This is a genomic window from Pedobacter sp. Leaf216 (genome assembly GCF_001421515.1).
Taxonomy (GTDB): domain Bacteria; phylum Bacteroidota; class Bacteroidia; order Sphingobacteriales; family Sphingobacteriaceae; genus Pedobacter.
This window is the reverse complement of sequence record NZ_LMKM01000036.1, coordinates 129,092-155,311: the sequence shown is the minus strand read 5'-3', so window position 1 is coordinate 155,311 and position 26,220 is coordinate 129,092. Positions and strand designations below refer to the sequence as shown.

The window sequence follows — 26,220 nt, the reverse complement described above, 5'->3', positions numbered from 1 at the left end:
TGATTTACGAATGTATAAAAAAACCTTTCAAAAATCAAGCCAGTACTTTAGTGGCATCATAGTCGGCAAATTTCTCTGCCACTTCTTCTAAAATACTGTAAATGTTGTTAATATCCGGCTCTGCAACCAAACGCATTCTGTAAGGTTTAAAATCTGGCAGGCCTTTAAAATAGTTTGCATAATGGCGGCGCATCTCAAAAATTCCGGTTTTAGGTCCCTTCCATTCCAGCGATTTATCCAAATGTGTACGGCAAACTTCAATTCTTTCTTCGATAGTTGGTCCGGCAAGATGTTCGCCGGTTTTAAAAAAGTGTTTTACTTCGCGGAAAATCCATGGATAGCCAATGGCAGCGCGACCAATCATAATGCCATCTATTTCATATTCCATACGCCAGTTTGCAGCTTTTTCCGGACTGTCTACATCACCATTGCCAAAAATTGGAATTTTTATCCGGGGATTGCGTTTAATTTCGCGGATGAGCGACCAATCAGCTTCGCCTTTATATAATTGTGCCCTGGTTCTGCCATGGATGGTAAGTGCTTGAATACCTACATCCTGCAATCTTTCTGCAACTTCATAAACATTTTTAGTATTATCATCCCAACCAAGGCGGGTTTTAACGGTAACAGGTAAATGAGAGGCCTTAACTACAGCATCAGTCATTTTTACCATTTTATCAATATCCTGAAGCAAGCTTGATCCCGCGCCTTTGCATACTACATTTTTTACCGGGCAGCCGTAGTTGATGTCAACAAGATCGGGCCCTGCAGCAGAAGCGATTTCTGAAGCTTCGCGCATATGTTCAATATCACCACCAAAAATCTGAATCCCGATTGGTCTTTCGTATTCGAAAATATCAAGTTTTTGAATGCTTTTAGCTGCATCACGGATTAAACCTTCCGAAGAAATAAATTCGGTATACATCATATCTGCCCCGTTTTTTTTGCATACATAACGGAAAGGCGGATCACTTACATCCTCCATTGGAGCCAACAGTAACGGGAACTCACCTAAATCTATATTTCCTATCTTAACAGACATTTTCTATCTTCAACGATTAATAAAACATACAAAGGTACAAATAATGAATTTTGTAACACCCATCCGAAAGGAAAGCCACCCACTTTTACAGATATTTTTACTTTGCCTTTACTGGGCTGCAGGAGCGGTAATCTGCACAGTATTAGGCTTTATTGTAATTGCAATGGTATACGGCACCTCCGTATTTGGTGAATTTGGGATGATTTTAAATGGTGACCCTAAGTTTATTACAGCATTAAAAATCATTCAGATTTTTAGTTCTACCGGGATGTTTATATTACCTCCTATCGTTTTAGCCTATACAGAAGGGCGAAAGCCAAGTACTTTTTATGGTTTTAATAAACCCTCTTTTCTCCTATTGATATTGGTTTTTATTATCATGATTGTGAGTATGCCTGTTATGGAATGGACAGCTGTACTGAATCAGAAAATGGTGTTGCCAGAGTTTTTGAAAGGACTCGAAAATTGGATGAAAATGAAGGAGCAGCAAGCGATGAAAATGACGATTCAGCTGATAACGGTAAGGAGTAATTGGGATTTTGTAGTCAATTTAATCATGATTGCCGCATTGCCGGCAATTGGCGAAGAACTTTTTTTTAGGGCCGGACTTCAGGGTTCGCTACAAAAAATGCTTGGCAATCATCATGTTGCAATCTGGAGTACTGCAATTATTTTTAGTGCCATTCATGTTCAGTTTTATGGTTTTGTACCGCGTATGCTTTTAGGTGCAGGCTTTGGTTATTTATATTATTATAGTGGAAGTATCTGGTATGCCATTTTAGCCCACTTTATAAATAATGCTTACGCAGTTTGTGCAGCTTTTTACATGCAGAAACACCATATGCCTTTAGATAAAGCTGACCAACCAATCGGTTTTCCGTGGTATGGCTATTTAATTAGTGCAATAATTACCATAGCTTTGTTCAAATTTTTTAAAGATAGCGCAACACGTGAGCGAAAATTGGGTTAAAGTATATACCACCAGCGATGCCTTTGCGGCAGAGGTATTAAAACAGGGGTTAACAGAGGCTGGCATCCCCGCGGTAACAATGAATAAACAGCTCTCGGCATATAATATTGGCGAAATAAATGTTTTAGTAAGTAAGGTCGATTTTGATAAAGCCATAGAATATATCGTTGAAAACGAAATTGATTAGTAAAAACATGACCTTATCCCCTACACCTTTTACCTCCTATCTTAAATGAAAACCAGGGCAATAACCGCTTTCTTTTTTACCATTGTAATGCTTGGCTCTATTTTTTTAGGGAGTTATACATTTTCTATTTTCTATCTTGTTTTAAGTGTTTTATCCTTATTCGAGTTTTATAAACTGATCAAAAATTCGGGGATCAGGCCACACCGTAACATTGGTTTAGTAGCCGGTTTCCTGATATTTTTAATGGCTGCAGGCTTACATTACCTTAAATATGATGTTAAATATTTGCTGCTGTGTATACCTTTAATTTTCTCTGTATTTATTACAGAACTTTATAAAAAGAATAAAATTCCTTTTGCCAATATCTCTTACACTTTTGTGGGCTTTGTTTATGTAACCATTCCATTTTGCTTTTTCCATGCTTTAGGGTTTTTAAAAGATTGGAATGAATATAATTTTCATTTTCCACTTGCATTTTTATTAATGCTTTGGGCAAATGATACAGGGGCTTATCTTTTTGGTGTAAAATACGGTAAAAGCAAACTGTTTGAGCGCCATTCGCCAAAGAAAAGCTGGGAAGGCTTTTTTGGAGGCATGTTTACCAGCGTTTTGGTTGCTTTTGCTTTATCGTTTTGGTTTACAGAAAATCCTGCCTGGGTTTGGGCTGGCATGGCCGTGTTAATTGCCAGTTTCGGTACTTTGGGTGATCTTGTGGAATCGATGCTCAAACGCAGCTTGGATACAAAAGATAGCGGAGGGTTATTACCAGGGCATGGTGGTTTGTTGGATCGTTTTGACGGCTTGTTACTGGCTGCTCCAGTTGTTTACGCTTATTTGTATTTAATTTTGTATTAAAGGTTTATCTATCGTCCTCGTTTTTAACGATAATGAATGAGATTCACATTTAAAATGTAGGTTTTTTTTATTAGCGATACAATCGCTATTCTCGCTAATCCTCGTTACAAACGAGGACTATTATTTGTTCCATAATCTTTAGCCGTTACTACTTAATATTCCCTTTCTTATTATCGCCCTCGTTTTTAATGAGGATGAATAAGATTCACATTTAAAATGTAGGTTTTTTTTATTAGCGATACAATCGCTATTCTCGCTAATCCTCGTTACTATTATTTGTTTCTTATGCTTTAGCCATTACTACGTAATATTCCCTTTCTACCTGGCCGGATGTTTTACTTTGAACCTGTTCTAACTTTTTAATAGAATCTTTAATTGTAAAACCTGCATTCTCTAATAAGTCTATTACGGTTTTTACCTCATATAGTGTAAATCCATAAGGGGTAAAAGGAAGGTTTTGCATAAAGGTTTTATCCGCAAAACATATAGCTAAAGTCCCTTTAGGCTTTAATACACGCTTAATTTCGTTCAGGTATTTGCTCGCATCAGGCCAAAAATAGATCGTATTAACAGTAAAAACTTTATCGAACATATAATTTTCAAATGGCAGCGTAACGCCATCGCTTAACTGAAAATGAACTTTTCCATTTGTAATATAATGCTGGTTGATCTTTTCGGCCTCAGCAATCATCGTTTCCGAAATATCGGCTCCGTAATACGTTATATTTTCTGCTTTTAATAATAATTGAGCGATATGACCGCCATTACCATGACCAATTTCTAAAACGGTTTCATTGCTTTTTAGCTGTAATGCATTAATTGCAGCATTAGTCATTCCGATGTTATTGGCATGCATCATCTCCCCTGTTTTAATGCCATGCTCACTTTCAGGGCAACTTAATTGTTTTGCAATATTTTTTAGCTCTTCTACTGAATGTTGATGTTCCATAATCAAAGCTAAAAATTAAGAATGGATGATTTTTACATCTTTTTAGATTATTTAATTACCTGAACAGGCTTTTTATTTTCATCGATGGCTACAAAAGTAAAATCGCCATGTACCGCCAATTCTCTTCCCTCGGCATACATTTGCTCAATATAAATCTCTACATTAACTTTTAAACTGGTGTTTCCTACATGATTTACCTTGCCAATAAGCTCTACAATGGTGCCCGCAGGAATTGGTTTTTTAAAATCTATTCTGTCGCTGCTTACCGTAACCATAATTTGGCGGCTGAAACGCGTTGCAGTGATAAAAGCTACCTCATCCATCAGGTGCATGGCAGTACCTCCGAAAAGGGTATCGTAATGATTGGTTGTATTAGGAAAAACGGCTTTAAAAATACTGGTTTTAGAGTTTTCTATTCTTTCTTCTAGAGTCATGGGATAAATATAGGGGCTGAAAAAAGCTTTGACAACTTTCCAATAAAGAAAGTTGTCAAAGTATAGCTTGGCCATAGAAAACAGAAATATAAAAACGCGTGTTTTCTGTGTTTCCGTGGCCAAATTTGATTAATTCGCCTGAAGATCTGCAGCCAAAACTTCTTCGGCTTTACGCATTTCTTTAGCAGCATCAACCATTTCTATTAAGGCTTTTTTAGTTTCGTCCCAACCCCGGGTTTTTAAGCCACAATCAGGGTTTACCCATAACTGTTCTGATGGAATAACAGCCTTTGCTTTTTTGAGTAACTGAACCATTTCTTCCCTTTTCGGAACCCTTGGAGAGTGAATATCGTAAACACCCGGACCAATTTCGTTTGGATATTTAAAATCGGCAAAAGCATCCAATAATTCCATTTGTGAACGTGAGGTTTCGATGGTAATAACATCGGCATCCATATCGGCTATGTTTAGGATAATATCGTTAAATTCCGAGTAACACATATGTGTATGGATCTGAGTAGCATCTTTAACGCCACTAGCCGAAATTTTAAAGGCTTTAACTGCCCAGTTCAGGTAGGTTTGCCAATCTGCTTTGCGTAAGGGTAAACCTTCCCTAATGGCTGGCTCATCAATCTGAATAATTTTTATACCAGCATTTTCAAGGTCGCAAACTTCATCGCGGATAGCAAGGGCAATTTGTGTACAAGTTTCTGATCGTGGCTGATCGTTACGCACAAACGACCATTGTAAAATCGTTACCGGGCCAGTTAACATACCTTTCATGTACTTTGAGGTAAGTGACTGAGCATAAGCGGTCCACTTTACCGTCATCGGTTCAGGTCGGGAAACATCACCAAAAATAATTGGCGGTTTTACACAGCGTGAACCATAACTTTGTACCCAGCCGTTTTTAGAAAAAGCAAAGCCATCAAGTTGCTCACCGAAGTATTCAACCATATCATTGCGCTCAAATTCGCCATGTACCAGTACATCAAGGTCTATTTCTTCCTGCCATTTTACCGCTTTTTCGGTTTCCAGAGCGATCAAATTATCATATTCCTCAACCGTAAAAGTTCCGTTTTTAAGTTTGGCTCTCCAGCTCCGTACTTCGGCTGTTTGCGGAAATGAGCCGATGGTTGTAGTGGCATAACTTGGTAAATTAAGTTCCTGCTGTTTAATTTTTCTAGCAGAAAATGGACTTAAGCGTTCAGCATCCTGCTCTTTTAATCCTAAAACACGTTGTTTAACTTCAGGATTGTGGATGATTTTAGAAACTTTACGGTTACTGATGGCAATTTTGTTTTCCTCCAATTTTTGTTGGGTAGATGCAGGGTTCTCGTTGGTAATCAGTTTTTTTAAGGTAGCAACCTCTGTAATTTTTTGTTTCGCATAGGCTAACCATTGTTTAATTTTTGCCGATAAATTTTTTTCGTTGGTTTCATTGTCTAAATCAACCGGTGAGTGGATTAAAGAGCAAGATGGGGCAATCCAGATTTTATCCAAACCTCTTTTTTCTATGGCTTGATTAATGATGGAAACAGATTTTTCGAAATCATTTTTCCAGATATTTCTTCCATCTACCAAACCTAAAGAAAGAACGGTTTCTTCTTTTAATGAAGTTAAAACATCCGTTAACTGATCTTCAGCACGTACCAGATCGATGTGTAAGATATTTATAGGTAATGAAGTTGTTAAAGCTAAATTATTGCCCAAGCCTTCAAAATAGGTAGCTAAAACAATTTTTAACCGCGGAAAAGCTTTTCTGATCTCTTTATAAACGTATTCATAAGCCTTTTTGTCTTTTTCAGTAAGGTCTAACGTTAAAAAAGGCTCATCAAACTGAACATATTCTGCATTTAAAGCATCTAAGCGTGATAAAATTTCTATATAAACCGGAAGGAGGTTTTTAATAAGATCAATTTTTTCAAAACCAGCTTCTTTTTCCTTACCTAATAAAAGGTAGGAAACAGGGCCGATCAAAACCGGCTTTGTAGTAATCCCCAGCTGTTTTGCCTCATAAAACTCATCAATAATTTTGGTCGAGAAGAGTTTAAATGGCTGGTTTTTATAAAATTCAGGTACAATGTAATGGTAATTGGTATCAAACCATTTGGTCATTTCCATTGCCACCACATCCAAGCCTTCTTTTTGATATCCCCTTGCCATGGCGAAATAAAGATCGAGTTCTTCGTTTCCTTTTTTCAGAATCACCTCGTTATACCTTTTAGGAATCGCCCCAAAAGTTAAGGAATGATCGAGCACATGATCATAAAAAGAGAAGTCGTTCGATGGAATAACATCAATTCCGGCTTCTTTTTGAAGTTTCCAGTTTTCGTGGCGAATGTTTTTGCCCACCTGAAGTACGTTTTTGTACCCAGTTTTATCTGCCCAATAATTTTCGCAGATTTTCTTTAATTCCCTTTGACTACCTATTCGCGGATAGCCTAGATTTTGCGTTAGCATCTCTTTTAAAGATTAAGTAAATAAATCGTTTAAAAGCTCAGATCAGTATTTTAATGGGTTTCTATTTATAAATAAAAAGGAAAGGTTACGGCACAGCCTGCCCGCTATCAGCAAAAAGCTTAAAGCAAGCATATAAAATTTAATTTTATTGTGTACAATCAGACCTGACCAATTACTTTATAACGCGAAAGCACCGTCAATTCAATATAGGCAGGTCTCCTGACTTATTCCCGATTTTACCGCCTTCCCATACCGGTTAAACGGCACAGTGGCATGAATGGTAAAACCGTTGTCTTTTTTATAGACAGAATTTACAGTTGCGCGACAGCTCGTGATTTGCACACGATTCCCTATTAATCCCGGGTGTATTCCGGGAACCTGTATCGGTTGATGAAAAATAAAGTTAAGAACTTACATCAAGGCAAATGTATGGATTAGGATTTAAAACTTGTAACAAATTTACAGCAAGCTGTTTTTAGCACTTTTTCTCTATTATATTTGATTACCAACTAAACTTCTTATTATGATAAAAAACTACTTTAAAGGGCTCTGTTTAGCTTTTTTAATGGTAAATGGCCTCGCTGTGTTTTCGCAGGAGGTACCCACGCCAAAATCTCATTTTGGTTTTGATATAGGCGATGATTATCAGCTCGCTAATTATACTCAAACAGAAACTTATTTTAAAAAACTTGCCGCAAACTCCAACCGCATCAAATTAGTCGATATAGGTAAAACTGAAGAAGGCAGAAGCCAGTATATGCTCATTGTTTCCTCTCCGGAAAATCTAAAAAAATTAGATCGGTATAAAGAAATTGCGCAACAGCTGGCACATGCCGAAATTACGCCGGAGCAAGCAAAATCATTGGCACAAGAAGGTAAAGCCGTGGTATGGATAGATGGTGGTTTGCATGCAAATGAAGTGGTGGGTGCGCATCAGTTAATTCAGACTATTTACGAATTTGCTTCAAGGGATGATGCTGAAACAACACGCATTCTGGATAATGTGATTATTTTGTTTACGCATGCCAACCCGGATGGGCAAGAGTTGGTGAGCAATTGGTACATGAGGGATAAAGATCCTAAAAAAAGAACTACTTCTGGATTGCCCGTTCTGTATGAAAAATATGCAGGACATGATAATAACCGCGATTTCTTTATGTTAAACCTCAAAGAAACTCAGAATATCGGCCGTCAGCTCTTTGTAGAATGGATTCCGCAGATCATGTATAACCACCACCAGGCTGGTCCGGCAGGTACAGTTGTGGCAGGCCCACCCTACCGCGACCCATTCAATTATGTTTTCGATCCAACCATATTAACCAGTTTAGATGCTGTGGGTGCTGCCATGCACAATAGAATGAATGTAGAAAATAAACCTGGCTACACCCAGCGTGGAGGATCGGTTTATTCTACCTGGTACAATGGAGGGTTAAGAACCACAACTTATTTTCACAATATGGTTGGGCTTTTAACAGAAATTATAGGTAATCCTACCCCATCTGAAATTCCCCTGGTTCCATCGCGTTTATTACCTAGTGGCGATTCACCAAACCCGATTACGCCAAGAAAATGGTATTTTAAAAATTCGATCGATTATTCAGTTTCTTTAAATTATGCTGTTTTAGGCTACGCACAGCGTTATCGGGATGAATTATTATACAACATTTACCAAATGGGCCGAAACTCAATCGAGCGTGGTAAAAAAGATACCTGGTCTTTCTCTCCTAAGAAAATTGAAGCCATTAACAATGCTGCAAAAGGTGAAAAAGGCACCTCCGTTGCAGGTGGAGATGCAGATTTTGGAGCAAGAAGGCAAATCGGTATGAAAGCTTTTGATACGGTAATGAAAGCCCCTTTAAACAGAGATCCTCATGGTTATATTTTATCTGCAGATCAACCTGATTTCAATACAGCCATCAAGTTTTTAAATGCATTGATCAGAACGGGTATTGTGGTGCAAAAAGCAACCTCATCTTTTAGTGTTGCCGGAAAAAATTATTCTGCCGGCAGTTATGTGGTTAAAACCGATCAGGCTTTCCGTCCGCATGTTTTGGACATGTTCGAACCGCAAGATCATCCAAACGATTTTAAATACGAAGGCGGTGCGCCAATTCCACCATATGATGCTGCTGGATGGACATTAGCGTATTTAATGGATGTGAAATTTGATCGGATTCTTGATGATTTCTCAGGTCCGTTTGAGAAAAATCCTTATGGACAATTATTACAGCCTGAAAATAAATTAGCCAACGGATCAAGCTATGTATTAAGTGCGGCACAGAATGATTCTTACACGGCAGTAAATGATTTATTGAGAAACAAAGTTGAGGTTTACCGCTCCACAGAAAATGGCGATTTTTATGTTTCATCAGCAGGAAAATCGGTATTGGAAAAAGTAAATGTCAAACTAAAAATTGCTGCGGCTCCAAAAAGCAAAGTTAAAATATCAACTGCCAGAATTGCCTTATGGGATACTTATGGAGGTTCTATGGCTTCGGGCTGGGTTCGCTTTTTAATGGAACAGTACCATTACAATGCAAGCGTAATTTATCCTCAGGATATCGATTCAGGCAATTTAAAATCAAAATATGATGTGATTATTTTTGTTGGTGGTGCAATCCCAGGAGTACAGGGAGGTGCCGGAAACAGAACTTTTGGCCCAAAGGCAGACGAAGTTCCAAAAGAATTCAGAAACCGTTTAGGAAGAATCACTTCCGATAAATCGATTCCTGAATTAAAGAAATTTCTGGAAGCAGGAGGAAATATTGTAACCATTGGCAGCAGTACAAATTTAGCTTATCACTTAAATCTGCCGGTGCGGAATGCAATGGTCGAAATTGTGAACGGGGAGGAAAAGAGATTGCCTGCTGAGAAGTATTATGTTCCCGGAAGTGTTTTAAATGTTGGTGTAGATACAACCTTGCCAACCAATTGGGGAATGGAAAAGGAAGCTGATGTTTATTTTGATAACAGCCCTGTTTTTAAGCTCACTGGCGACGCCATTGCTTCTGGAAAGATCAAACCATTATTGTGGTTTGAAAACGCCTCACCATTGCGCAGCGGATGGGCATGGGGGCAAGCCTATCTTCAAGATGGTGTAACGGCTTTTGAAGCAAAGGTTGGCAAAGGGAAGCTGCTTGCTTTTGGGCCTGAAATTGCTTTCAGGGCTCAAACACATGGTACGTTTAAACTGATATTTAACCAGTTGTATAAATAGTTATAATTGATTGACAAATCAAATATAAAGGTCGTCATTTCGACTGAATCGTAGTGAAATGGAGAAATCTTTGAACTGTTAAAGATTTCTCCACTGCGGTCGAAATGATGATATCTTGAGATGAAAATTTTATTAAGACACTAGGGCCACTATACTAAACGATAGTGGCTTTTTACTTTGGCTTTACTATAGTCAATTATTATCCACTTAATTTTGTGCTATGAAAGTAGAAATCTGGTCGGACGTAATGTGTCCGTTTTGCTATATTGGGAAAAGACATTTTGAACAGGCAATTGAAAAATTACCGTTCAAAAATGAAATTGAAGTAGATTGGAAAAGTTTTCAGCTCAACCCTGAGTACCACAATACCAACAATGAAACAATTTACGATTACCTTTCGAGAAGCAAAGGTATGCCCGTTGAGCAAGCCAAACAGATGACAAAACAGGTTGTTGATATGGCTGAAAATGCTGGTTTAACGATTGATTTTGATACAAATATACCTGCCAATACTTTTAACGCACATCGATTGATTCATTTGGCATCTAAACATAAACTTCAGGATTTAGCAGAAGAAAAATTGTTTGAAGCTCATTTTGTAAAAAGCAAAAATATTGGTGAAACCGACGTTTTGATTGATCTTGCCGTAGAAATTGGCTTGGATAAAGCAGAAGCCATGTCGGTTTTAAATGGAAATGAATTTGCAGAAGCTGTACGTTATGATATTTATGAAAGCCAGAACTTAGGAATTAGAGGGGTTCCTTATTTTGTTATGGACCGCAAATATGGCGTTTCCGGTGCGCAACCTGTACAGGCTTTCACAGATGCGCTTACCCAAAGTTTTACCGAATGGAAAGAAGCACAACCTAAAACTACAATAACCTCATTAAACAAAAATAATGATGCGGTTTGTGATGAGAATGGTTGTGAGATATAAATTTGTTTCCTAAAGATTAGTAGATCAAAGCAGATCTTTTTCTGTAAAGTTCCTTTAGATCTGAGTGACTTTTACATGAAAATACATAGAAAACCGTCATCTCGACTGAAGCAGCGCAATGGAGAGATCTATTCAAAACGGTCGTCTTTCCCGCGCAGGCGGGAATCTTAATGCAACCTCCGACCCTACTAAGGCATTACGATTCCCAATCAAGTTGGGAAGGACGATTCCTCTATACCTGCCACCATCACTTTTTGGTTCGGGAAGACAATAGCCCGGAATAAATGTTCGCATAAACCTATCATTCTTACTTACCGATTCTGATTTTTTAAAGGCGTTAACAGGTATTCTAAACCATTTACCCGTATTTCAAACATAGTAGCCATTAAATCGCCCAGTTTTCCTTTCGGAAAGCCCTTATCCTTATACCAAAGCAAGTAACTTTCAGGAATATTGCAGATCAGATAACCTTTATATTTTCCATAGGGCATTTGCATTTTCACTAAATCGAGCAATAAAGTAGGGTCTAACATTTTGTTTTAAAATAAGTGCTCATAATTGAAAAAACATTAATTCAGTCAACAGACTGACTCAATTAACGTTAATTCAGTCAATGAACTGACTGAATTAATGTTTTTTAATCAATCAGCTCTAAAGTTTCAATCGCTTCCTCAACGGTTTTTACATTATCGAAAGCAATCCTTAAGGTGTTTTTTACCTCTTTTAAATTACACATCCGTGGATGATTTTGTGCAAAAGTTAAAATTCTGGTAAAAGTATTTGAATCAAAATAAGCTGATTGTTTGTCGCTCAAGAAATATCCGCGCAAGCTGTTTTTCTTGAAACTGATTTTTTCAAAACCTAATTTCTTACCTAACCACTGTAACCGTACCACGCTGAGCATGGTTTTTACCTGAGGTGGAACAGGTCCGAAACGATCGGCTAAATGTTTTTCAAAAATAGCAAGCTCTGTTTCGTTATCAAGTTTAGAAAGTTCGGTATATAAATTATAACGTTCAGTTATGTTAGTAATGTAAGCATCGGGGATATACAATTCCAGATCCGTATCTACTTGCGTAAAGCCCACAAACGGCCGGGCAGGTTCATTTTCAAAAAGGCCCTTAAACTCTGCTTCTTTAAGTTCCTGAATGGCTTCATCCAGTATTTTATGGTACATCTCGAATCCGATTTCGGCAATAAAACCACTTTGCTCAGCACCAAGCAGGTTCCCGCTTCCTCGGATATCTAAATCGCGCATGGCCACATTGAAGCCACTTCCAAGATCAGAAAATTCTTCAATTGCACTTAAACGCTTCCGGGCTTCAGATGTTAGCGTAGATAATGGTGGCGAAAGTAAATAACAAAAAGCTTTTTTATTGCTCCGGCCCACCCTGCCGCGCATTTGATGCAGATCGCTCAAACCAAACATATGTGCATGGTTAATGATGATGGTATTTGCATTCGGGATATCCAAACCAGCTTCGATAATGGTAGTGGCCACTAAAACATCTTTTTCTCCATTAATGAAATCGAGCATTACATCCTCGAGTTGATCGCCATCCAATTGCCCGTGCGCAATACCAATCCTTGCTTTCGGTACCAATTTCTGGATCATTCCACCCAATTGCATCAAGTCGTTTACACGGTTATGTATAAAGAAAACCTGTCCGCCACGGTCTAACTCGAACTGAACAGCTTCCTGGATCAGTTTATCGTTAAAAACATGCAATTCGGTACTAACGGGTTGCCTGTTTGGTGGTGGCGTACTAATAATGGATAAATCTCTTGCGCCCATTAATGAAAAATGCAGCGTTCTTGGAATCGGAGTTGCTGTAAGTGTTAAAGTATCAACATTTACACGCACGGCTTTCAACCTTTCTTTTGCTGTAACGCCAAATTTCTGCTCTTCATCAATAATCATGATGCCGAGGTCTTTAAACTTTACATCCTTGCTCAGTAAACGGTGTGTGCCGATCAAAATATCAACTTTACCTGCTGCGGCCTCGGCTAGCGTATCTTTAATCTGTTTATTGGTTTTAAACCTGTTAATGTAATCTACCGTAACCGGAAAATCTTTTAAACGCGACGAAAAAGTTTTAAAATGTTGTAAAGCTAAAATTGTGGTAGGCACTAAAATAGCGGCCTGTTTGCCTTCAGCAACGGCTTTAAATGCTGCACGGACTGCAATCTCAGTTTTTCCGAAACCCACATCGCCACAAACCAAACGATCCATCGGGTGAGGCGATTCCATGTCTTTTTTTACATCCTGGGTAGCCTTTAACTGATCGGGAGTATCTTCATAAATAAAAGAAGCCTCCAGTTCGGTTTGTAAATAGCTATCTGGCGAAAATGCCGTTCCGGCCTGGGTTTTACGCAATGCATAAAGCTTAATCAGGTCTCGGGCAATATCTTTAACTTTTTTTTTAGTGGTTTTTTTTAGCTTGTCCCAGGCATCGGTACCCAGCTTATTCATCTTGGGCACACCACTATCTTTGCCGCTGTATTTGGCTATCCTGTTTAATGAGTTGATGTTTACATAAAGAAGATCGTTATCGGCATAAATCAAACGGATCATCTCCTGTGTTTTACCATTTACCTCAACCTTTTCCAGTCCGGCATATTTGCCGATCCCGTGATCGATGTGGGTAACATAATCGCCGGATTTTAATTCCCTTAAATCTTTTAGGGTAATGGCCTGACTTTTCTGATAGCCTTTTTTAAGCTTATATTTATAGTAACGGTCAAAAATCTGGTGATCAGTATAAAATGCAGTCTGAATCTGGGAATCTATAAAACCCTCGCGCAGCATGCTATTGATCGGTGTAAATTTGGCCGTTTTGTCAATGTCTTCTAAAATGGCATATAAACGTTCAACCTGTTTCGGTGAATCAGTAAAAATAAAGTTAACAATGCCTTCTTTTTCGTTTTCCTTGAGGTTATGAATTAACAGATTGAAATCTTTATTGAATGATGGCTGTGGCTTTGTTTCAAATTCAAAACGGTGATCTGTTTTATAAAAAAACTGCTTTCCGAATTCGATGATGGGAAAATCCTGAAGATGATCACCTAATAATTTCTCATCGGTAAAAGCAAATTTAGGATCAATCCATTCGGGATTTTGATTTTTATCTGCAGCAGGAAGCGCTTTCCATAGTTCGACAGCTTTTTTAAACCCGGCTTTTACAATATCCAAGGTAAACTCAACATCCTTAAACCAGAGTTGTGTATCCTGATCGATGTAATCGAGGATGCTGATATTGCTTTCGGTTAAAAATTTCGCCTGAACGTTCGGCACAATGGTAAGCGATTTTACATCGGTTACTGAAAGCTGACTTTCAATTTCAAAACTTCTGATACTTTCTACCTCATCACCGAAAAATTCGATCCGGAAAGGCAGATCAGAAGAAAAAGAAAAAATATCTACAATACCGCCGCGGATAGAAAACTGACCTGGTTCGTAAACAAAATCTCTTCTGTCAAAGTCGTAATCAATTAAAAATTCATTTATAAAATCGATACCAAGCTTAGCACCCAGGCTTATTTCCAGTGTATTCTTTTCTAAAGCCGATCGGTCGATTACTTTTTCTGCAATGGCTTCCGGATAGGAAACCACAATTTTACCATATTCAGAATCGTGGTTCAATTCATTCAATACCTCTGCACGGGCCAGTACATTAGCGGTATCTACCTGGGTAAAATCGAAAGATTTTCGGTATGAAGATGGAAACAGTAAAACCTGTTTATCCAAAACACTTTCCAGGTCGGATTGAAAATAGGCCGCTTCTTCCCTATCTGGTAAAACGAACAAAATAGGTTTGTGGAGTAAAAAATAAGAAGAAAGTGCAACAATAGCATCGGCAGAACCCACCAATCCCTTTAATTGTATCTTTGGGTTTTTGGTACTGTTTAACGCTTTGGTAAACTGGCTTACCCTATCGTCGGTTTTGTATCTGTTTATTAAATCGCGAATGTTCAAGGCACAAAAATAAGCTTATCTTTTAATATTAACCCGCAATTTGTGTAAAGGTTTTTTTAACTAATTTTGGCAGGGTTGCAGGTAAAAATCAAAAGACGAAAAAGAAATAAATTCTTTTTGTTAGATTCCATTACTCATTTGGTCGAAATATATGCCCTATTCGTCGATTAAGGGCAAAATGATGTAACAAAGGTAGTCGTATAGCCTCTAAATTGTATAAAAAGTGAAACAATGAAGCTATTATGATTTCCATTTAAATAAAAATAAATCGTAGGAACTTCATCACCAATGAAAATAAATGATCACCAATGAAATACATTAAAAGCTTTCCTATGGAACTATTTTTCTGGGTAGCAGCTTTGGTATTACTGGCAGCAGCAAATGGCCACGAGCATCATTTTACACTTTGTCCATTAGCCAATTTAGGGTTTGAGGATTGGTGTCCGGGATGTGGCATAGGCAGGTCGATCAGTCATATTTTACATGGCGAATTTACCGAAAGCTTTTCGGAGCATTGGTTTGGGTTTCCGGCACTTTTAATTATAGTTTACAGAATATACACATTGATAAAAAATAAAAAAAGATTTAAAATTTCAACCACTAATATATAGAAACCATGGATATATTTCAATCACCTCTAATGTCGTTACCAGGTATAACGCCAGAAGAATTTTCATACTTACAACAAGCTACTACCGGGTTAACGGAACAGCAGTTGCGTAATTTCTTAATGGTTTACAGCAGCAAAAGGAAAAACCCCTCAGATATGTTAATTTTCTGTTTGATCGGTTTATTTGCAGTTCCCGGCCTGCAACGATTTATCATCGGCCAGATTGGGATGGGTATTTTATACCTGGTAACCGCAGGTTTATGTTTCATCGGATCAATTATCGATGTTGTAAACCATAAAACACTTGCTTTTGAGCATAACCAGAAAATGGTTTTCGAAAGTTTGCAGATGGTTAGAATGGGCGGGTTTCAGTAAACCCCTCATTTTTAATGAGTCTTTTTTTGGGAATTATATACAGAACAGCTTTAATGTTCATCCTACCATACACTATAAGTCCGCACCCATAAAAAACCGGGTTTGCGGGCTTTTTTTTATCAGTTTAGATGAAAAAACACAATAAACTGCTAAAACCTCACACCACCACGAATAGATAGAAAGCTTGTATTTTGTGTAATTTGAATACCTACTTTCGCATATGTGCTAAGTTGTGGAACAAGGTGATAATTTAACCCAAAGTCAAATTCTCCAAAAGTTGAGCTCTTTTTTCTCCCCATATCATTTTTCAGAAAACTTTGACCTAATTTTAAATTGAAGAGTGGACTCAATTTTTTTTGATTCGCTAAAAGTTCAACATCTAAGCTAGGTGCCACTCCATTGGCATTGTTTAATTTAAGATAGCTTAAACCTATACCCATAAATAAAAAACGATTAAGAATGATACCGTTAATCAGGTTAATTTCATTTCCTCCACCTTTGTCAGTCAAGAAATCAGAGGTACTAGGTTCTACTCTCTCGTATCTTATGAGTTGCGAGCCATAATAAAGATGACCAAATTCTGCTTTGGCACTATATTTAACCTGACAATAACTATTGCAGGCTATCGAAGTAAATAATAATACTAGGAATGAAATTTTAAACAATTTTATTTTCATAAATGTGAGGGCGTTATCTAATTTAGATCACTAATTTAATTATTGAAAACATATTGCTAAGTTTAAATTTTCATTTTTAACACAAACGCCATTTTTTCTATCTTTAGAAAATGAAATTAGCTGAAATTACAAATTATCTCGAAAGCATTGCACCATTGAATTACCAGGAAGATTATGATAATTCTGGCTTAATTGTAGGCGATCCCAATATGGAAATTCGTGGCGCTTTGGTGGCTTTAGATTGTGTGGAGAAGATTGTTGATGAGGCGATTTCGACAGGTTGCAATTTGATTATTACCCACCACCCAATTGTTTTTAAGGGTTTAAAAAAGCTAAATGGTAAAAATTATGTAGAACGTGTGGTGTTAAAGGCAATCAGAAATAACATTGCACTTTACGCCATTCACACCAACCTGGATAGTATCCATACAGGTGTAAATGCAAAAATTTGTGAAAGATTAGGCCTAACAGGAACCAAAGTACTTTCGCCAAAGGCCGGGGTATTAAAGAAACTGGTTACGTATTGTCCGCAGGCCCAGGCAGAACAGTTGCGGTCTGCACTTTTTTATGCAGGTGCGGGCAACATCGGCAATTATAGCGAATGCAGTTTTAACGCTGATGGCTTTGGTACATTTAAAGGAAATGAAAATTCAGATCCTTTTGTAGGTGAAAAAGGTGTTCGCCATCGTGAAGCAGAAGTGCGCATTGAAATGGTTTACCCTACACAGGCCGAGCGTAAAATTTTGGTAGCCTTGTTTGAAAACCATCCTTACGAGGATGTGGCCTACGATATTTATAAGCTCGAAAACAAGCATGATTTAGTTGGTTCGGGCATGGTGGGCTGGCTTGAATATGATATGGATGCTTACGATTTTTTACATTTGGTAAAAGACCGCATGCAGGCTAAAGTGGTTAGGCATACCGAAATTATAGGTAAAAGGATAAAAAAAGTTGCCGTTTGTGGCGGCTCAGGAAGTTTTCTTTTAAAAGAGGCGATTGCTGCGGGGGCCGATGCTTTTATTACGGCAGATTTTAAATATCATGAGTTTTTTGATGCAGAGGAAAAACTGATCATTGCCGACATCGGACACTTTGAAACTGAACAATTTACCTCAAATTTATTGCTTGAAATTATTCAGAAAAAATTTACTAACTTTGCAATCCGTTTAACGGAGCAAAATACAAACCCCATAAATTACTTGTTTTAATGGAACAAACCGTAGAACAAAAGCTAAAGGCTTTATACGAATTACAAAATATCCACACAAAAATTGATAAGATCCGCCAGGTACGTGGTGAATTACCAATGGAAGTTGCCGATCTTGAGGATGACGTTTTAGGATTAGAAACTAGAATTGCAAAAATCAAAGGTGAACTTGATGATCTTGAGGATTCAATCGTAACCCGTAAAAATACAATTAAAGATGCGCAAGCTGCCATCAAAAGATACGATACTCAATTAAAAGAAGTTAAAAACAACCGTGAATACGATGCTTTAACTAAAGAAATTGAGATTCAAGGTTTAGATATTCAGGTATCTGAAAAGAAAATTAAAGAACATGGTTTCGAAATCACTTCTAAAACAGAAATCTATGAAGCTGCCAAAGCTGAATTAGATGGCAGAAAGAAAGATTTAGAAGTTAAAAAAGGTGAATTGGATGTAATTACTGCCGAAACTGAAAAAGAAGAGCAAGATTTACAAAAGAAAGCTGACAAAGCGGAGCCTCAAATTGATGAGCGTTTATTGGTTGCTTACAAACGTTTGCGCAAAAACGCAATTAACGGTTTGGCTGTGGTAACCATCGACCGCGATTCTTGCTCAGGTTGTTTTAACCAGATTCCGCCTCAACGCCAGTTAGATATCCGTCAACGTAAAAAAATTATCGTTTGCGAACATTGTGGTCGTATTTTGGTAGATGAAGCTTTAACTCACGAAGTAACCGAAGCTTAATCCGAATCATAAAATTATTAGAACGTCCCGATTTAATCGGGACGTTTTTTATATACGCCCATTTTTTGTGTACACAAAACAAGAGTACATTTTTAGCGTTTTAGTAAATAATTGATGTTAATGTGAAAGCCCTGTTGCTTTGTGCGCATAATTAAACCGAAATAGAATCCCGAATGAATAAAAGCTTCCGTTTTTTTGTAACCTCTGCCCTGCTCATTTCTCCTCTGTTTTCATTTGCAAACTTCGATTTTAACAGCAATTGCCTAAATGCCTATAAAAGCATCTTCGAACTGAAATTGGGCAATGCCAGGGCATATATCTCTACCGAAAAAAAGCAACATCCAAATAACTCCATCATTCCGCTTTTAGAAAATTATGTAGATTATTTTACCGTTTTAACATCGGAAAGCAAAGCTGATTTCGACCGCTTGAAAGTGAATAAATCTGCCCGTTTGGATCAAATCAGCGATGATGATAAAAATTCGCCATATTACTTATATGCACAGGCAGAAATCAATCTGCAATGGGCTTTAATAAGGGGCCGTTTTGGAGAATATTTTAATGCGGCAATGGAAGTAAAAAAAGCGAACAGCCTTTTACAGGAAAATAATAAGAAATTCCCCAACTTTCACCTTAACCTTAAAGGATTGGGTTTAATTAATGCCGTTTTAGGTAATTTACCAGATGGAGCCCTTAAAACAGCACTTTCTACTTTTGGCATAAAAGGCAATCTCCAAAATGGACTGAATATGTTCGAAAAACTTGCCGATAACCTGCCTAAATCTTCCTATGAGCCATTTTATGAAGAAGTGGTGTTTTATTATGCCTATGTATTAACTGATGTAGCGCATAGCCCCCAGGCCTATGCCAAAACCATAAAATATACCGAAAGGATTGCCGATACCAGTTTGTTAAAAAGCTATTTACAAAGTTATGTATGCATTAAGAACGGCCACAGCGAAGAGGCCATCTCCATTTTGGCCAAGCGGCCTGAAGGTGGTGTTTATCAACCTTTCCCATATTTAGATTACCTTGAAGGTATTGCGCATTTGAATAAATTGGATCTTAATGCAGCTACGTATTTTAACCGCTTTTTACAAGCAACCAAGGGCGTTAATTTTGTTAAAGACGCTTACCTGCATCTCGGCTGGATAGGACTTCTGAAGGGAGATAAGGCCGGTTATACGGCCTTTGCGGCAAAGGCTGTTAAAAATGGCTATACCTATATGGAAAAAGACAAGCAGGCCAAAAGCGAAGCTGCCGCCGGAACGCCTACGTTAGATCTTTTAAAAGCCCGGCTTTTATTTGATGGAGGCTATTTAAGCAGGGCACTGCAAACGCTCAATGATAAGAAAGCAAGTGATTATACGAATGATAGAGATAAAACAGAGTTTAATTACCGCTTGGGAAGAATTTATGATGATTTAGGTAAGGATGACCAAGCTTTAGCTGCTTATCAGGAAACCATCAATGGAGGCAGAAACCTGAAATATTATTTTGCTGCAAATGCTGCATTGCAGATGGGTAAGGTTTACGAACGGAAGAAAAATACCGCTAAAGCAAAAGAGGCTTTCAATACGGCCATAAGCATGAAAAATCATGAATTTGAAAGCAGTATTGAAAGCCAGGCAAAAGCCGGGTTAAGAAGATTGACGAATTAAAAACGGTGTACAAAAGCATTGATGTGCATCCCTGCTCCAACTGAAGCAAAAACCGCTACATCACCAGCTTTAACTTTATAACCTTCTACCTGTTCTTTTAAAACCAGATCCAACAAAGTTGGTACAGTTGCTACTGAACTGTTTCCCAACCACGAAATCGTCATCGGCACTAAATTTTCTGGTACGGTATCTTTACCATAAAGCTTAAATAAACGCTTCATAATGGCGGTATCCATTTTTCCGTTGGCCTGGTGCACAAACACAATATTTACATCATCTACAGTTAAGCCAGCTTTATCAATAGCCTTTTTAATCACCTGCGGCACCTGAATTACTGCAAACTCATAAAGTTTACGGCCATTCATTTTTAAGTAAAGGTTTCCATTGGTTTCCTCCGGATGAGCACTTTTGCCCATGATTAAAAGGTTGCCGTGATTCACCGCATGGGTTTCGGTTTTATGGGCCAGAATACCTTTCTTTTCGTCTGATTCTTCTGCTTCAAAAATTACAGCTCCGGCACCATCCGAAAAAATCATGCTATCACGGTCGTGCGGATCGATAATGCGGCTTAAGGTTTCTGCTCCAATTACCATTACCCGTTTTGCATCGCCACTTTTAATGTAATAATCAGCCTGTATCGCACCCTGAACCCATCCCGGGCATCCAAAAATGATATCGTAGGCAACACAATCAGGGTTTTGGATGCCTAATTGTTGTTTTACTTTCGCTGCTAAAGCGGGTAAAACATCTGTACGGTTACTTCCCAACGGGATATCGCCAAAATTATGGCAGAAGATAATATAATCTAAGGTTTCTTTATCGATACCGGCGTTTTCTATAGCTTTTTCTGCAGCCTTGGCACCAATATGGTTGCTTAACTGCTCGGGGCAGACGTAGCGTCTTTCAACGATCTCGGTAATTTCAGAAAACTTATTAATGATTTCTGAATTCTCCTTCTCCAATCGGTTTCCATTCTCAAAAAATGTAGAATTTAAAAATTCACTACCTGAAATAATATTCTGAGGAATATAACTTCCGGTGCCGGTAATTACCGTATTTATTGCTTTGCTCATAATTATAATACCGCATACTAAAACGGTATGTAGTATAAAACTATCAATTATATTCGATAATCGAAAATAAATTTATTTTTTTAACAGCCCACCCTGTCATTTAACCAGAAAATGAAGATACTATTTTTTAAAGAATCATTAAAGCATATTTTGAGTTTTGCCAACGATACCTATAAATTTTTAAAATACCTGAATTGCAGTTTGAATCGAAGAATAGGCCACCACTAATGGCACTTTAATTTGATGTAGATTTTGTAATAACCTGATAAGAAGCGAGGGCATATCAATTTTCAAAGAAGACTGGATAAAATTTTTAGTGATTAATATATTTCTTAACTAAAATCATCAATCAAAAACACAAAAAGCTCTTTTGGGCCATGCGCTCCTAAAACCAATGTTTTTTCAATATCGGCAGTTCTGCTGGGGCCAGTAATGTTGCTGATCATTGATGGGATTTGGTTGCCATATTTATTCTTCAACAGCTGAAAAGCATCTTTTAGGTCTAACACCAACTGACTTGTTCTCGCGATTACAATGTGGTGGTGTGGGAAAATACTGAGCCTTCTTCCGGCGGCACTCTGGTTAGTTACCATTACGCTTCCGTTGCGGGCAACAAGTGCTTCGCAAAGGGTGATACCCACCTCTGCCTGTTCGAAATCTTTATCTGTTTGGTAAAAAGGAAATTCGTATTTGCTTAAAAACTGTTGGAGTTCTGGCTCCCAGCAATATATTTTGCGCCATTTAAATTTATCGGCCAGCTGAAGGATATTCTCAAAAAAATCGATCCCATCCTCGCAGAAAATGAAATTACCCGAAATGGCAGTAAGCTGTTCGGCAAACAATACCTCCAGCTCATCTGTATTTTTTTTATACAGTTGACTTTCTTCTAAATTTGGATAAGGGTTTTCGCGTTTCTCTAATAGTGCTTTCCTTATCTTTTTTAGTATTTGTTCCTTCGCTGTCGTATTATCCTTCATTATAAAAAAAAAGCTACCCTAATGATTAACTAGGGTAGCAAATGTAATAATAGAAATTATTTATTTATGCCTCTACCGGAGTAATATGTCCGGGAGTTCCATTTTCGCCTTGATTTTCGAATAAACGTTTACCAAAAATCACTTCTAAATCATCTTTAAATAAAACTTCTTTTTCGATCAGGATATCAGCAAGTTGAATCAATTTATCTTTATTTTCTTCCAATAAATTGATTGCTCTTTGATATTGACCTTCAATCAGTGCCGAAATTTCTTTATCAATGGTTAAAGCGGTATCTTCTGAATATGGTTTAGAGAAATTATATTCATTCTGACCCGACGAATCGTAGTAAGTAATGTTTCCTAATTTATCGTTTAAGCCATAAATGGTAACCATCGCTCTTGCTTGTTTGTTCACTTTCTCCAAATCGCTAAGTGCGCCGGTAGAAATGGTATCGAACATTACTTTTTCGGCTGCTCTGCCACCCATTGTTGCACACATTTCATCAAGCATTTGGTGCGGACGAACAATCAAACGTTCTTCTGGTAAATACCAGGCTGCACCCAGGCTTTGTCCGCGTGGAACAATAGTAACCTTAACAAGCGGTGCCGCATGTTCCAACAACCAGCTTACGGTAGCATGACCAGCTTCGTGAATTGCGATGGCACGTTTTTCACTTGGGGTAATAATTTTATTTTTCTTTTCTAAACCACCAACAATTCTGTCTACAGCATCTAAGAAATCCTGTTTATCAACTGCCGATTTGTTTTTACGTGCAGCAATTAAAGCGGCCTCATTACAAACGTTGGCAATATCAGCACCCGAAAACCCTGGAGTTTGTTTGGCTAAAAATTCGGTATCTAATTCTTCTGATTTTTTAAGTGGAGTAATGTGTACTTCGAAAATCTGTTTACGTTCAATAACATCTGGTAAATCAACATAAATCTGTCTGTCAAACCTACCGGCCCTTAATAAAGCTTTATCTAAAACATCAGCACGGTTGGTTGCTGCCAAGATAATAACATGTGTATTGGTGCCGAAACCGTCCATCTCAACTAAAAGTTGATTTAAAGTGTTTTCGCGTTCATCATTACCACCCATCACGCCGTTTTTACCACGGGCACGACCAATTGCATCAATCTCATCAATGAAAATGATACAAGGCGATTTATCTTTTGCTTGTTTAAATAGATCACGCACACGTGAAGCACCTACTCCAACAAACATTTCAACAAAATCAGAACCTGATAAAGAGAAGAATGGAACCTGAGCCTCGCCTGCAACAGCTTTAGCCAATAAGGTTTTACCAGTACCCGGCGAACCGACCAATAAAGCACCTTTAGGGATTTTCCCACCTAAATCGGTATATTTTTTAGGGTTTTTAAGGAAATCTACAATTTCCATTACCTCAGTTTTAGCTTCTTCTAAACCGGCAACATCATTAAATGTAATGTTCACCTGGCTTTCTTTATCGAATAATGTAGCTTTCGATTTTCCGATGCTAAAAATCTGACCACCGCCGCCGGCTCCACCGCCCATTCTGCGCATCATAAAGATCCAGAAACCGATTAGAAGTAGTACCGGAAGAATAATGCTCAGGAACCAGCTAGCCAATGGATTGCTGCGGCTGGTTTTTTCTGCCAAAATACGTGGCTGGTTTGGAGGTAAACTTACTTGCGATTCTGCCAATTGTTTATCAAGACCGTCCATTGTACCTGCATTGAAATACACCACCGGGCTTGCATTACTGTTGTTTACATTAAAAGTGCTATTGCTTTTATAAGCATCATACAGCTTCTTTTTCTCTAAACTATCTTTCTTGATATAAACCTCTACCCGTACTAAATCATCTGATTTATAGGCAACAACTTTTTGAACGTCGCCTTTAAGCAACATTTGTTGTTCGAATTTTTGATAGGTAACTTCTTTACCACCATCGGTAGTAAATAAAAATTGTGCGGCAATAATGGCTATAATAATTGCTGCATAAACCCAAAAAATATTAAATTTCGATCCCTTTTGTGGTTTCTTGGGGATATTGGGTATTCTTTTCCCTTGTTTTTCGTTGGTATTTTGATTGTCGTTCATTTGTCTTTTTCAAAATGGTTCTAAAGGTTATGCGCTCTGATAATTTGTGCTTTCCGCATCCCCCCAAAGTTCTTCTATGCCATAAAAGTGGCGCTTTTCGGTTTTAAAAATGTGCACAACCACATCAAAATAATCTAGAATAATCCAATCTGCAGATTCGAAACCTTCTTTATGTCTTGGGTCGGCCTGGGTGGCCTTATATATTTCTTTTTCTACACTATCGGCAATAGCTTTAACCTGGGTGCCTGAGGTGGCACTTGCAATGATAAAGTAATCTGCTACTGAAGTATGAATATTTCTAAGATCTAACCGCACTATATCTTCTCCTTTTTTTTCTTGAATGCCGTGTACGGCTAACTCAGAAAGGTATGTAGAAAGGGCTACTATTTTCTTTTTTACCATTAAAATGCTTTAATTTTGGAATTACAATATTATAAATTCAACACTTGCAAAATAACACTTTTTCGACACTATTTGTTGGTCAAAATTTAATCAAATTAAAAGAGGTTGATTCTACCAATAACTTTTTAAAAGATTTGGTGTCAAAATCCGAGCCATTAGCCGAAGGGACTGTAATTATGGCAGATAATCAGTTTGCCGGTAGAGGACAGCAGGAAAGCGTTTGGCAAACGCAGGCGGGCAAAAACATTAGTACCAGTATTTATCTAAAGCCATCCTTCCTGCCGCTCGATAAACAGTTTTATCTTAATATTGCCGTTAGTTTAGCGGTTAGCGATGCTTTATTATGTTTTGTGCCGGAGGGAATAAAGGTAAAATGGCCAAACGATATGTATTACCTGGATAAAAAACTGGGTGGAATTCTCATTGAAAATACACTGACAGGTTCTTCTATTAAATCATCAGTTATTGGCATTGGGTTAAACATCAATCAAAAGGAATTTCCTGATAACATCAGCCAAAGGGCTACCTCCGTCATTCAAATTTTACAAAAAGATGTGCTTTTAATGGATATTATGGCGAAAATCTTCACGTTTCTGGAGAAATACTACTTAATTTTGAGAGCAGGGAAATATACTATTTTACAAAATGATTACCTTGCCAAGCTTTATAACTTAAATGTTTGGGCATTATATAAACAACACGGCGAGGTTTTTGAAGGGAGAATAACAGGAGTTGAAGAAAATGGCAGGTTAACTGTTGAAACTAAAGACGGATTAAAGGCTTTCAACTTTAAAGAAATTGAATTTACACACACAAAATAAACACATAATGAAAAAAATCACCCTAGTGCTTTCGATGGTTCTTTTTACCATTGCAGGTGCCTTCGCTCAGATCGAAAAACCAGTAACCTGGGCTTATTCTGCAAAGAAAATAAGTAGAACAGAAGCTGTAATTTATTTAAAAGCAACAATTGAAGATAGGTGGCACATCTATTCTCAAAATGTTAAAGATGGCGGACCGGTTAAAACTACTTTTACTTTTTCCCCATCAAAAGATTTTAGCCTGGTTGGAAAAACAATAGAACCCAAAGCGATTGTTAAGTACGAAAGCACTTTCAAAATGAATGTAAGTTATTTCGAAAAATCAGTAATTTTTCAACAAAAAGTTAAATTAAATAAGGCAACAACAGTTGTAAAAGGAGTGGTAGAGTTTATGGTTTGTAACGATAAACAGTGTCTTCCGCCAGAAGAAGTTGAGTTTAGCATTCCGGTTAAATAGTTGAACCTCAAAATATTTACAAGCAGTCCTGAATTTTCAGGACTGTTTCTTTTTAAAGTAAAATCTGCGTGCTGAGGTGGTTTAAAAAAAACCGTTTATA

The 26,220-nt window shown here is 37.7% G+C and carries 22 protein-coding genes, 1 pseudogene and 1 riboswitch; of the genes and pseudogenes, 12 read left to right on the top strand and 11 right to left on the bottom strand.

The genetic code is table 11. The features are described from left to right. Nucleotides 1–34: 34 nt before the first annotated feature. A complete protein-coding gene (gene dusB / locus ASE74_RS22395; protein WP_055914349.1) occupies nucleotides 35–1,042 on the bottom strand; it encodes a tRNA dihydrouridine synthase DusB in 1,008 nt (335 codons plus the stop codon). A gap of 43 nt (nucleotides 1,043–1,085) precedes the next feature. Between dusB and ASE74_RS22390 the strand changes: the two genes are divergently transcribed. Genes ASE74_RS22390 through ASE74_RS22380 form a run of 3 tightly spaced genes read left to right on the top strand, consistent with a single transcriptional unit; the run spans nucleotide 1,086 to nucleotide 3,054 of the window. Continuing rightward, nucleotides 1,086–2,012 carry a CPBP family intramembrane glutamic endopeptidase gene (locus ASE74_RS22390; protein ID WP_055914346.1) on the top strand — a complete coding sequence of 309 codons (927 nt, stop codon included), beginning with the start codon at nucleotides 1,086–1,088 and terminating at the stop codon, nucleotides 2,010–2,012. Next, entirely contained in the window at nucleotides 1,993–2,199 is a 207-nt protein-coding gene (locus ASE74_RS22385) for a putative signal transducing protein (RefSeq protein WP_055914343.1), read from the top strand. Before ASE74_RS22390 ends, ASE74_RS22385 begins: the two co-directional genes overlap by 20 nt. Nucleotides 2,200–2,244: 45 nt before the next feature. Further along, a complete protein-coding gene (locus ASE74_RS22380) occupies nucleotides 2,245–3,054 on the top strand; it encodes a phosphatidate cytidylyltransferase (RefSeq protein ID WP_055914341.1) in 810 nt (269 codons plus the stop codon). A 283-nt stretch (nucleotides 3,055–3,337) separates the two neighbouring features. Here ASE74_RS22380 and ASE74_RS22375 read toward each other — a convergent pair whose 3' ends face one another. The 3 genes from ASE74_RS22375 to metE all read right to left on the bottom strand — a co-directional run bounded on the left by ASE74_RS22375 (nucleotide 3,338) and on the right by metE (nucleotide 6,900). After that, a complete protein-coding gene (locus ASE74_RS22375) occupies nucleotides 3,338–4,003 on the bottom strand; it encodes a class I SAM-dependent methyltransferase (RefSeq protein WP_055914339.1) in 666 nt (221 codons plus the stop codon). 47 nt (nucleotides 4,004–4,050) lie between these two features. Continuing rightward, nucleotides 4,051–4,437 (bottom strand): acyl-CoA thioesterase, encoded by a 387-nt coding sequence (locus tag ASE74_RS22370; protein ID WP_025141655.1) that lies wholly within the window; start codon nucleotides 4,435–4,437, stop codon nucleotides 4,051–4,053. Nucleotides 4,438–4,566: 129 nt separating this feature from the next. Further along, nucleotides 4,567–6,900, bottom strand: coding sequence for a 5-methyltetrahydropteroyltriglutamate--homocysteine S-methyltransferase (metE, locus tag ASE74_RS22365; RefSeq protein WP_055914338.1), 2,334 nt, complete (start codon nucleotides 6,898–6,900; stop codon nucleotides 4,567–4,569). Nucleotides 6,901–7,091: 191 nt separating this feature from the next. Next, a riboswitch (cobalamin riboswitch) is annotated at nucleotides 7,092–7,297 on the bottom strand. Between the two features lie 126 nt (nucleotides 7,298–7,423). On the opposite strand from metE, the gene ASE74_RS22360 reads away from it, so the two are divergent. Both ASE74_RS22360 and ASE74_RS22355 read left to right on the top strand, forming a co-directional pair. Beyond that, nucleotides 7,424–10,117, top strand: coding sequence for a M14 metallopeptidase family protein (locus ASE74_RS22360; RefSeq protein WP_055914336.1), 2,694 nt, complete (start codon nucleotides 7,424–7,426; stop codon nucleotides 10,115–10,117). Between the two features lie 220 nt (nucleotides 10,118–10,337). Continuing rightward, a pseudogene (locus ASE74_RS22355) lies at nucleotides 10,338–10,889 on the top strand (DsbA family protein); the annotation flags it as partial. Nucleotides 10,890–11,365: 476 nt separating this feature from the next. On the opposite strand, the gene ASE74_RS22350 reads toward ASE74_RS22355, so the two are convergent. Together ASE74_RS22350 and mfd are read right to left on the bottom strand one after the other, a co-directional pair. After that, the gene (locus ASE74_RS22350; protein WP_029274918.1) at nucleotides 11,366–11,587 is read right to left on the bottom strand and encodes a DUF3820 family protein; all 222 of its coding nucleotides are present in this window, start codon (nucleotides 11,585–11,587) and stop codon (nucleotides 11,366–11,368) included. 104 nt (nucleotides 11,588–11,691) lie between these two features. Beyond that, the gene (gene mfd, locus ASE74_RS22345) at nucleotides 11,692–15,030 is read right to left on the bottom strand and encodes a transcription-repair coupling factor (RefSeq protein WP_055914330.1); all 3,339 of its coding nucleotides are present in this window, start codon (nucleotides 15,028–15,030) and stop codon (nucleotides 11,692–11,694) included. Between the two features lie 308 nt (nucleotides 15,031–15,338). On the opposite strand from mfd, the gene ASE74_RS22340 reads away from it, so the two are divergent. Both ASE74_RS22340 and ASE74_RS22335 read left to right on the top strand, forming a co-directional pair. Then, entirely contained in the window at nucleotides 15,339–15,641 is a 303-nt protein-coding gene (locus tag ASE74_RS22340; protein ID WP_055914327.1) for a DUF2752 domain-containing protein, read from the top strand. Nucleotides 15,642–15,646: 5 nt separating this feature from the next. After that, nucleotides 15,647–16,015: a TM2 domain-containing protein gene (locus tag ASE74_RS22335; RefSeq protein WP_055914323.1), complete on the top strand. Its 369-nt coding sequence runs from the start codon at nucleotides 15,647–15,649 to the stop codon at nucleotides 16,013–16,015. Between the two features lie 149 nt (nucleotides 16,016–16,164). On the opposite strand, the gene ASE74_RS22330 is transcribed toward ASE74_RS22335, so the two are convergent. Next, a complete protein-coding gene (locus ASE74_RS22330; protein WP_055914320.1) occupies nucleotides 16,165–16,692 on the bottom strand; it encodes a hypothetical protein in 528 nt (175 codons plus the stop codon). A 110-nt stretch (nucleotides 16,693–16,802) separates the two neighbouring features. Between ASE74_RS22330 and ASE74_RS22325 the strand changes: the two genes are divergently transcribed. From ASE74_RS22325 to ASE74_RS22315, 3 genes are all read left to right on the top strand, one after another. Continuing rightward, entirely contained in the window at nucleotides 16,803–17,900 is a 1,098-nt protein-coding gene (locus ASE74_RS22325; RefSeq protein WP_055914317.1) for a Nif3-like dinuclear metal center hexameric protein, read from the top strand. Beyond that, on the top strand, nucleotides 17,900–18,643 hold the full coding sequence (locus ASE74_RS22320; RefSeq protein WP_055914314.1) for a zinc ribbon domain-containing protein: 744 nt from the start codon (nucleotides 17,900–17,902) through the stop codon (nucleotides 18,641–18,643). Before ASE74_RS22325 ends, ASE74_RS22320 begins: the two co-directional genes overlap by 1 nt. A 173-nt stretch (nucleotides 18,644–18,816) precedes the next feature. Further along, nucleotides 18,817–20,304, top strand: coding sequence for a tetratricopeptide repeat protein (locus ASE74_RS22315; RefSeq protein WP_055914311.1), 1,488 nt, complete (start codon nucleotides 18,817–18,819; stop codon nucleotides 20,302–20,304). Here ASE74_RS22315 and ASE74_RS22310 read toward each other — a convergent pair. The 4 genes from ASE74_RS22310 to rsfS all read right to left on the bottom strand — a co-directional run bounded on the left by ASE74_RS22310 (nucleotide 20,301) and on the right by rsfS (nucleotide 24,842). Then, nucleotides 20,301–21,377 (bottom strand): 3-oxoacyl-ACP synthase III family protein, encoded by a 1,077-nt coding sequence (locus ASE74_RS22310; protein ID WP_055914309.1) that lies wholly within the window; start codon nucleotides 21,375–21,377, stop codon nucleotides 20,301–20,303. The genes ASE74_RS22315 and ASE74_RS22310 overlap by 4 nt on opposite strands. Before the next feature lie 332 nt (nucleotides 21,378–21,709). Next, nucleotides 21,710–22,354, bottom strand: a complete 645-nt coding sequence (locus ASE74_RS22305) for an LUD domain-containing protein (RefSeq protein WP_055914307.1) — start codon at nucleotides 22,352–22,354, stop codon at nucleotides 21,710–21,712. A 64-nt stretch (nucleotides 22,355–22,418) separates the two neighbouring features. After that, nucleotides 22,419–24,440, bottom strand: a complete 2,022-nt coding sequence (gene ftsH, locus ASE74_RS22300; protein ID WP_055914304.1) for an ATP-dependent zinc metalloprotease FtsH — start codon at nucleotides 24,438–24,440, stop codon at nucleotides 22,419–22,421. A 27-nt stretch (nucleotides 24,441–24,467) separates the two neighbouring features. Then, nucleotides 24,468–24,842 carry a ribosome silencing factor gene (gene rsfS / locus ASE74_RS22295; protein ID WP_055914301.1) on the bottom strand — a complete coding sequence of 125 codons (375 nt, stop codon included), beginning with the start codon at nucleotides 24,840–24,842 and terminating at the stop codon, nucleotides 24,468–24,470. Between the two features lie 44 nt (nucleotides 24,843–24,886). On the opposite strand from rsfS, the gene ASE74_RS22290 reads away from it, so the two are divergent. Next, nucleotides 24,887–25,663: a biotin--[acetyl-CoA-carboxylase] ligase gene (locus tag ASE74_RS22290; protein WP_055914297.1), complete on the top strand. Its 777-nt coding sequence runs from the start codon at nucleotides 24,887–24,889 to the stop codon at nucleotides 25,661–25,663. A 7-nt stretch (nucleotides 25,664–25,670) separates the two neighbouring features. Continuing rightward, the gene (locus ASE74_RS22285) at nucleotides 25,671–26,120 is read left to right on the top strand and encodes a protein-disulfide reductase DsbD domain-containing protein (protein ID WP_055914294.1); all 450 of its coding nucleotides are present in this window, start codon (nucleotides 25,671–25,673) and stop codon (nucleotides 26,118–26,120) included. Nucleotides 26,121–26,220: the final 100 nt, after the last annotated feature.

What these genes read in the sequence shown, in the direction of transcription:
- dusB (WP_055914349.1), bottom strand. Translation starts at nt 1,042, where the DNA reads ATGTCTGTTAAGATAGGAAATATAGATTTAGGTGAGTTCCCGTTACTG.
- ASE74_RS22390 (WP_055914346.1), top strand. Translation starts at nt 1,086, where the DNA reads ATGAATTTTGTAACACCCATCCGAAAGGAAAGCCACCCACTTTTACAG.
- ASE74_RS22380 (WP_055914341.1), top strand. Translation starts at nt 2,245, where the DNA reads ATGAAAACCAGGGCAATAACCGCTTTCTTTTTTACCATTGTAATGCTT.
- ASE74_RS22375 (WP_055914339.1), bottom strand. Translation starts at nt 4,003, where the DNA reads ATGGAACATCAACATTCAGTAGAAGAGCTAAAAAATATTGCAAAACAA.
- ASE74_RS22370 (WP_025141655.1), bottom strand. Translation starts at nt 4,437, where the DNA reads ATGACTCTAGAAGAAAGAATAGAAAACTCTAAAACCAGTATTTTTAAA.
- metE (WP_055914338.1), bottom strand. Translation starts at nt 6,900, where the DNA reads ATGCTAACGCAAAATCTAGGCTATCCGCGAATAGGTAGTCAAAGGGAA.
- ASE74_RS22360 (WP_055914336.1), top strand. Translation starts at nt 7,424, where the DNA reads ATGATAAAAAACTACTTTAAAGGGCTCTGTTTAGCTTTTTTAATGGTA.
- ASE74_RS22350 (WP_029274918.1), bottom strand. Translation starts at nt 11,587, where the DNA reads ATGTTAGACCCTACTTTATTGCTCGATTTAGTGAAAATGCAAATGCCC.
- ASE74_RS22340 (WP_055914327.1), top strand. Translation starts at nt 15,339, where the DNA reads ATGAAATACATTAAAAGCTTTCCTATGGAACTATTTTTCTGGGTAGCA.
- ASE74_RS22335 (WP_055914323.1), top strand. Translation starts at nt 15,647, where the DNA reads ATGGATATATTTCAATCACCTCTAATGTCGTTACCAGGTATAACGCCA.
- ASE74_RS22330 (WP_055914320.1), bottom strand. Translation starts at nt 16,692, where the DNA reads ATGAAAATAAAATTGTTTAAAATTTCATTCCTAGTATTATTATTTACT.
- ASE74_RS22325 (WP_055914317.1), top strand. Translation starts at nt 16,803, where the DNA reads ATGAAATTAGCTGAAATTACAAATTATCTCGAAAGCATTGCACCATTG.
- ASE74_RS22320 (WP_055914314.1), top strand. Translation starts at nt 17,900, where the DNA reads ATGGAACAAACCGTAGAACAAAAGCTAAAGGCTTTATACGAATTACAA.
- ASE74_RS22315 (WP_055914311.1), top strand. Translation starts at nt 18,817, where the DNA reads ATGAATAAAAGCTTCCGTTTTTTTGTAACCTCTGCCCTGCTCATTTCT.
- ASE74_RS22310 (WP_055914309.1), bottom strand. Translation starts at nt 21,377, where the DNA reads ATGAGCAAAGCAATAAATACGGTAATTACCGGCACCGGAAGTTATATT.
- ASE74_RS22305 (WP_055914307.1), bottom strand. Translation starts at nt 22,354, where the DNA reads ATGAAGGATAATACGACAGCGAAGGAACAAATACTAAAAAAGATAAGG.
- ftsH (WP_055914304.1), bottom strand. Translation starts at nt 24,440, where the DNA reads ATGAACGACAATCAAAATACCAACGAAAAACAAGGGAAAAGAATACCC.
- rsfS (WP_055914301.1), bottom strand. Translation starts at nt 24,842, where the DNA reads ATGGTAAAAAAGAAAATAGTAGCCCTTTCTACATACCTTTCTGAGTTA.
- ASE74_RS22285 (WP_055914294.1), top strand. Translation starts at nt 25,671, where the DNA reads ATGAAAAAAATCACCCTAGTGCTTTCGATGGTTCTTTTTACCATTGCA.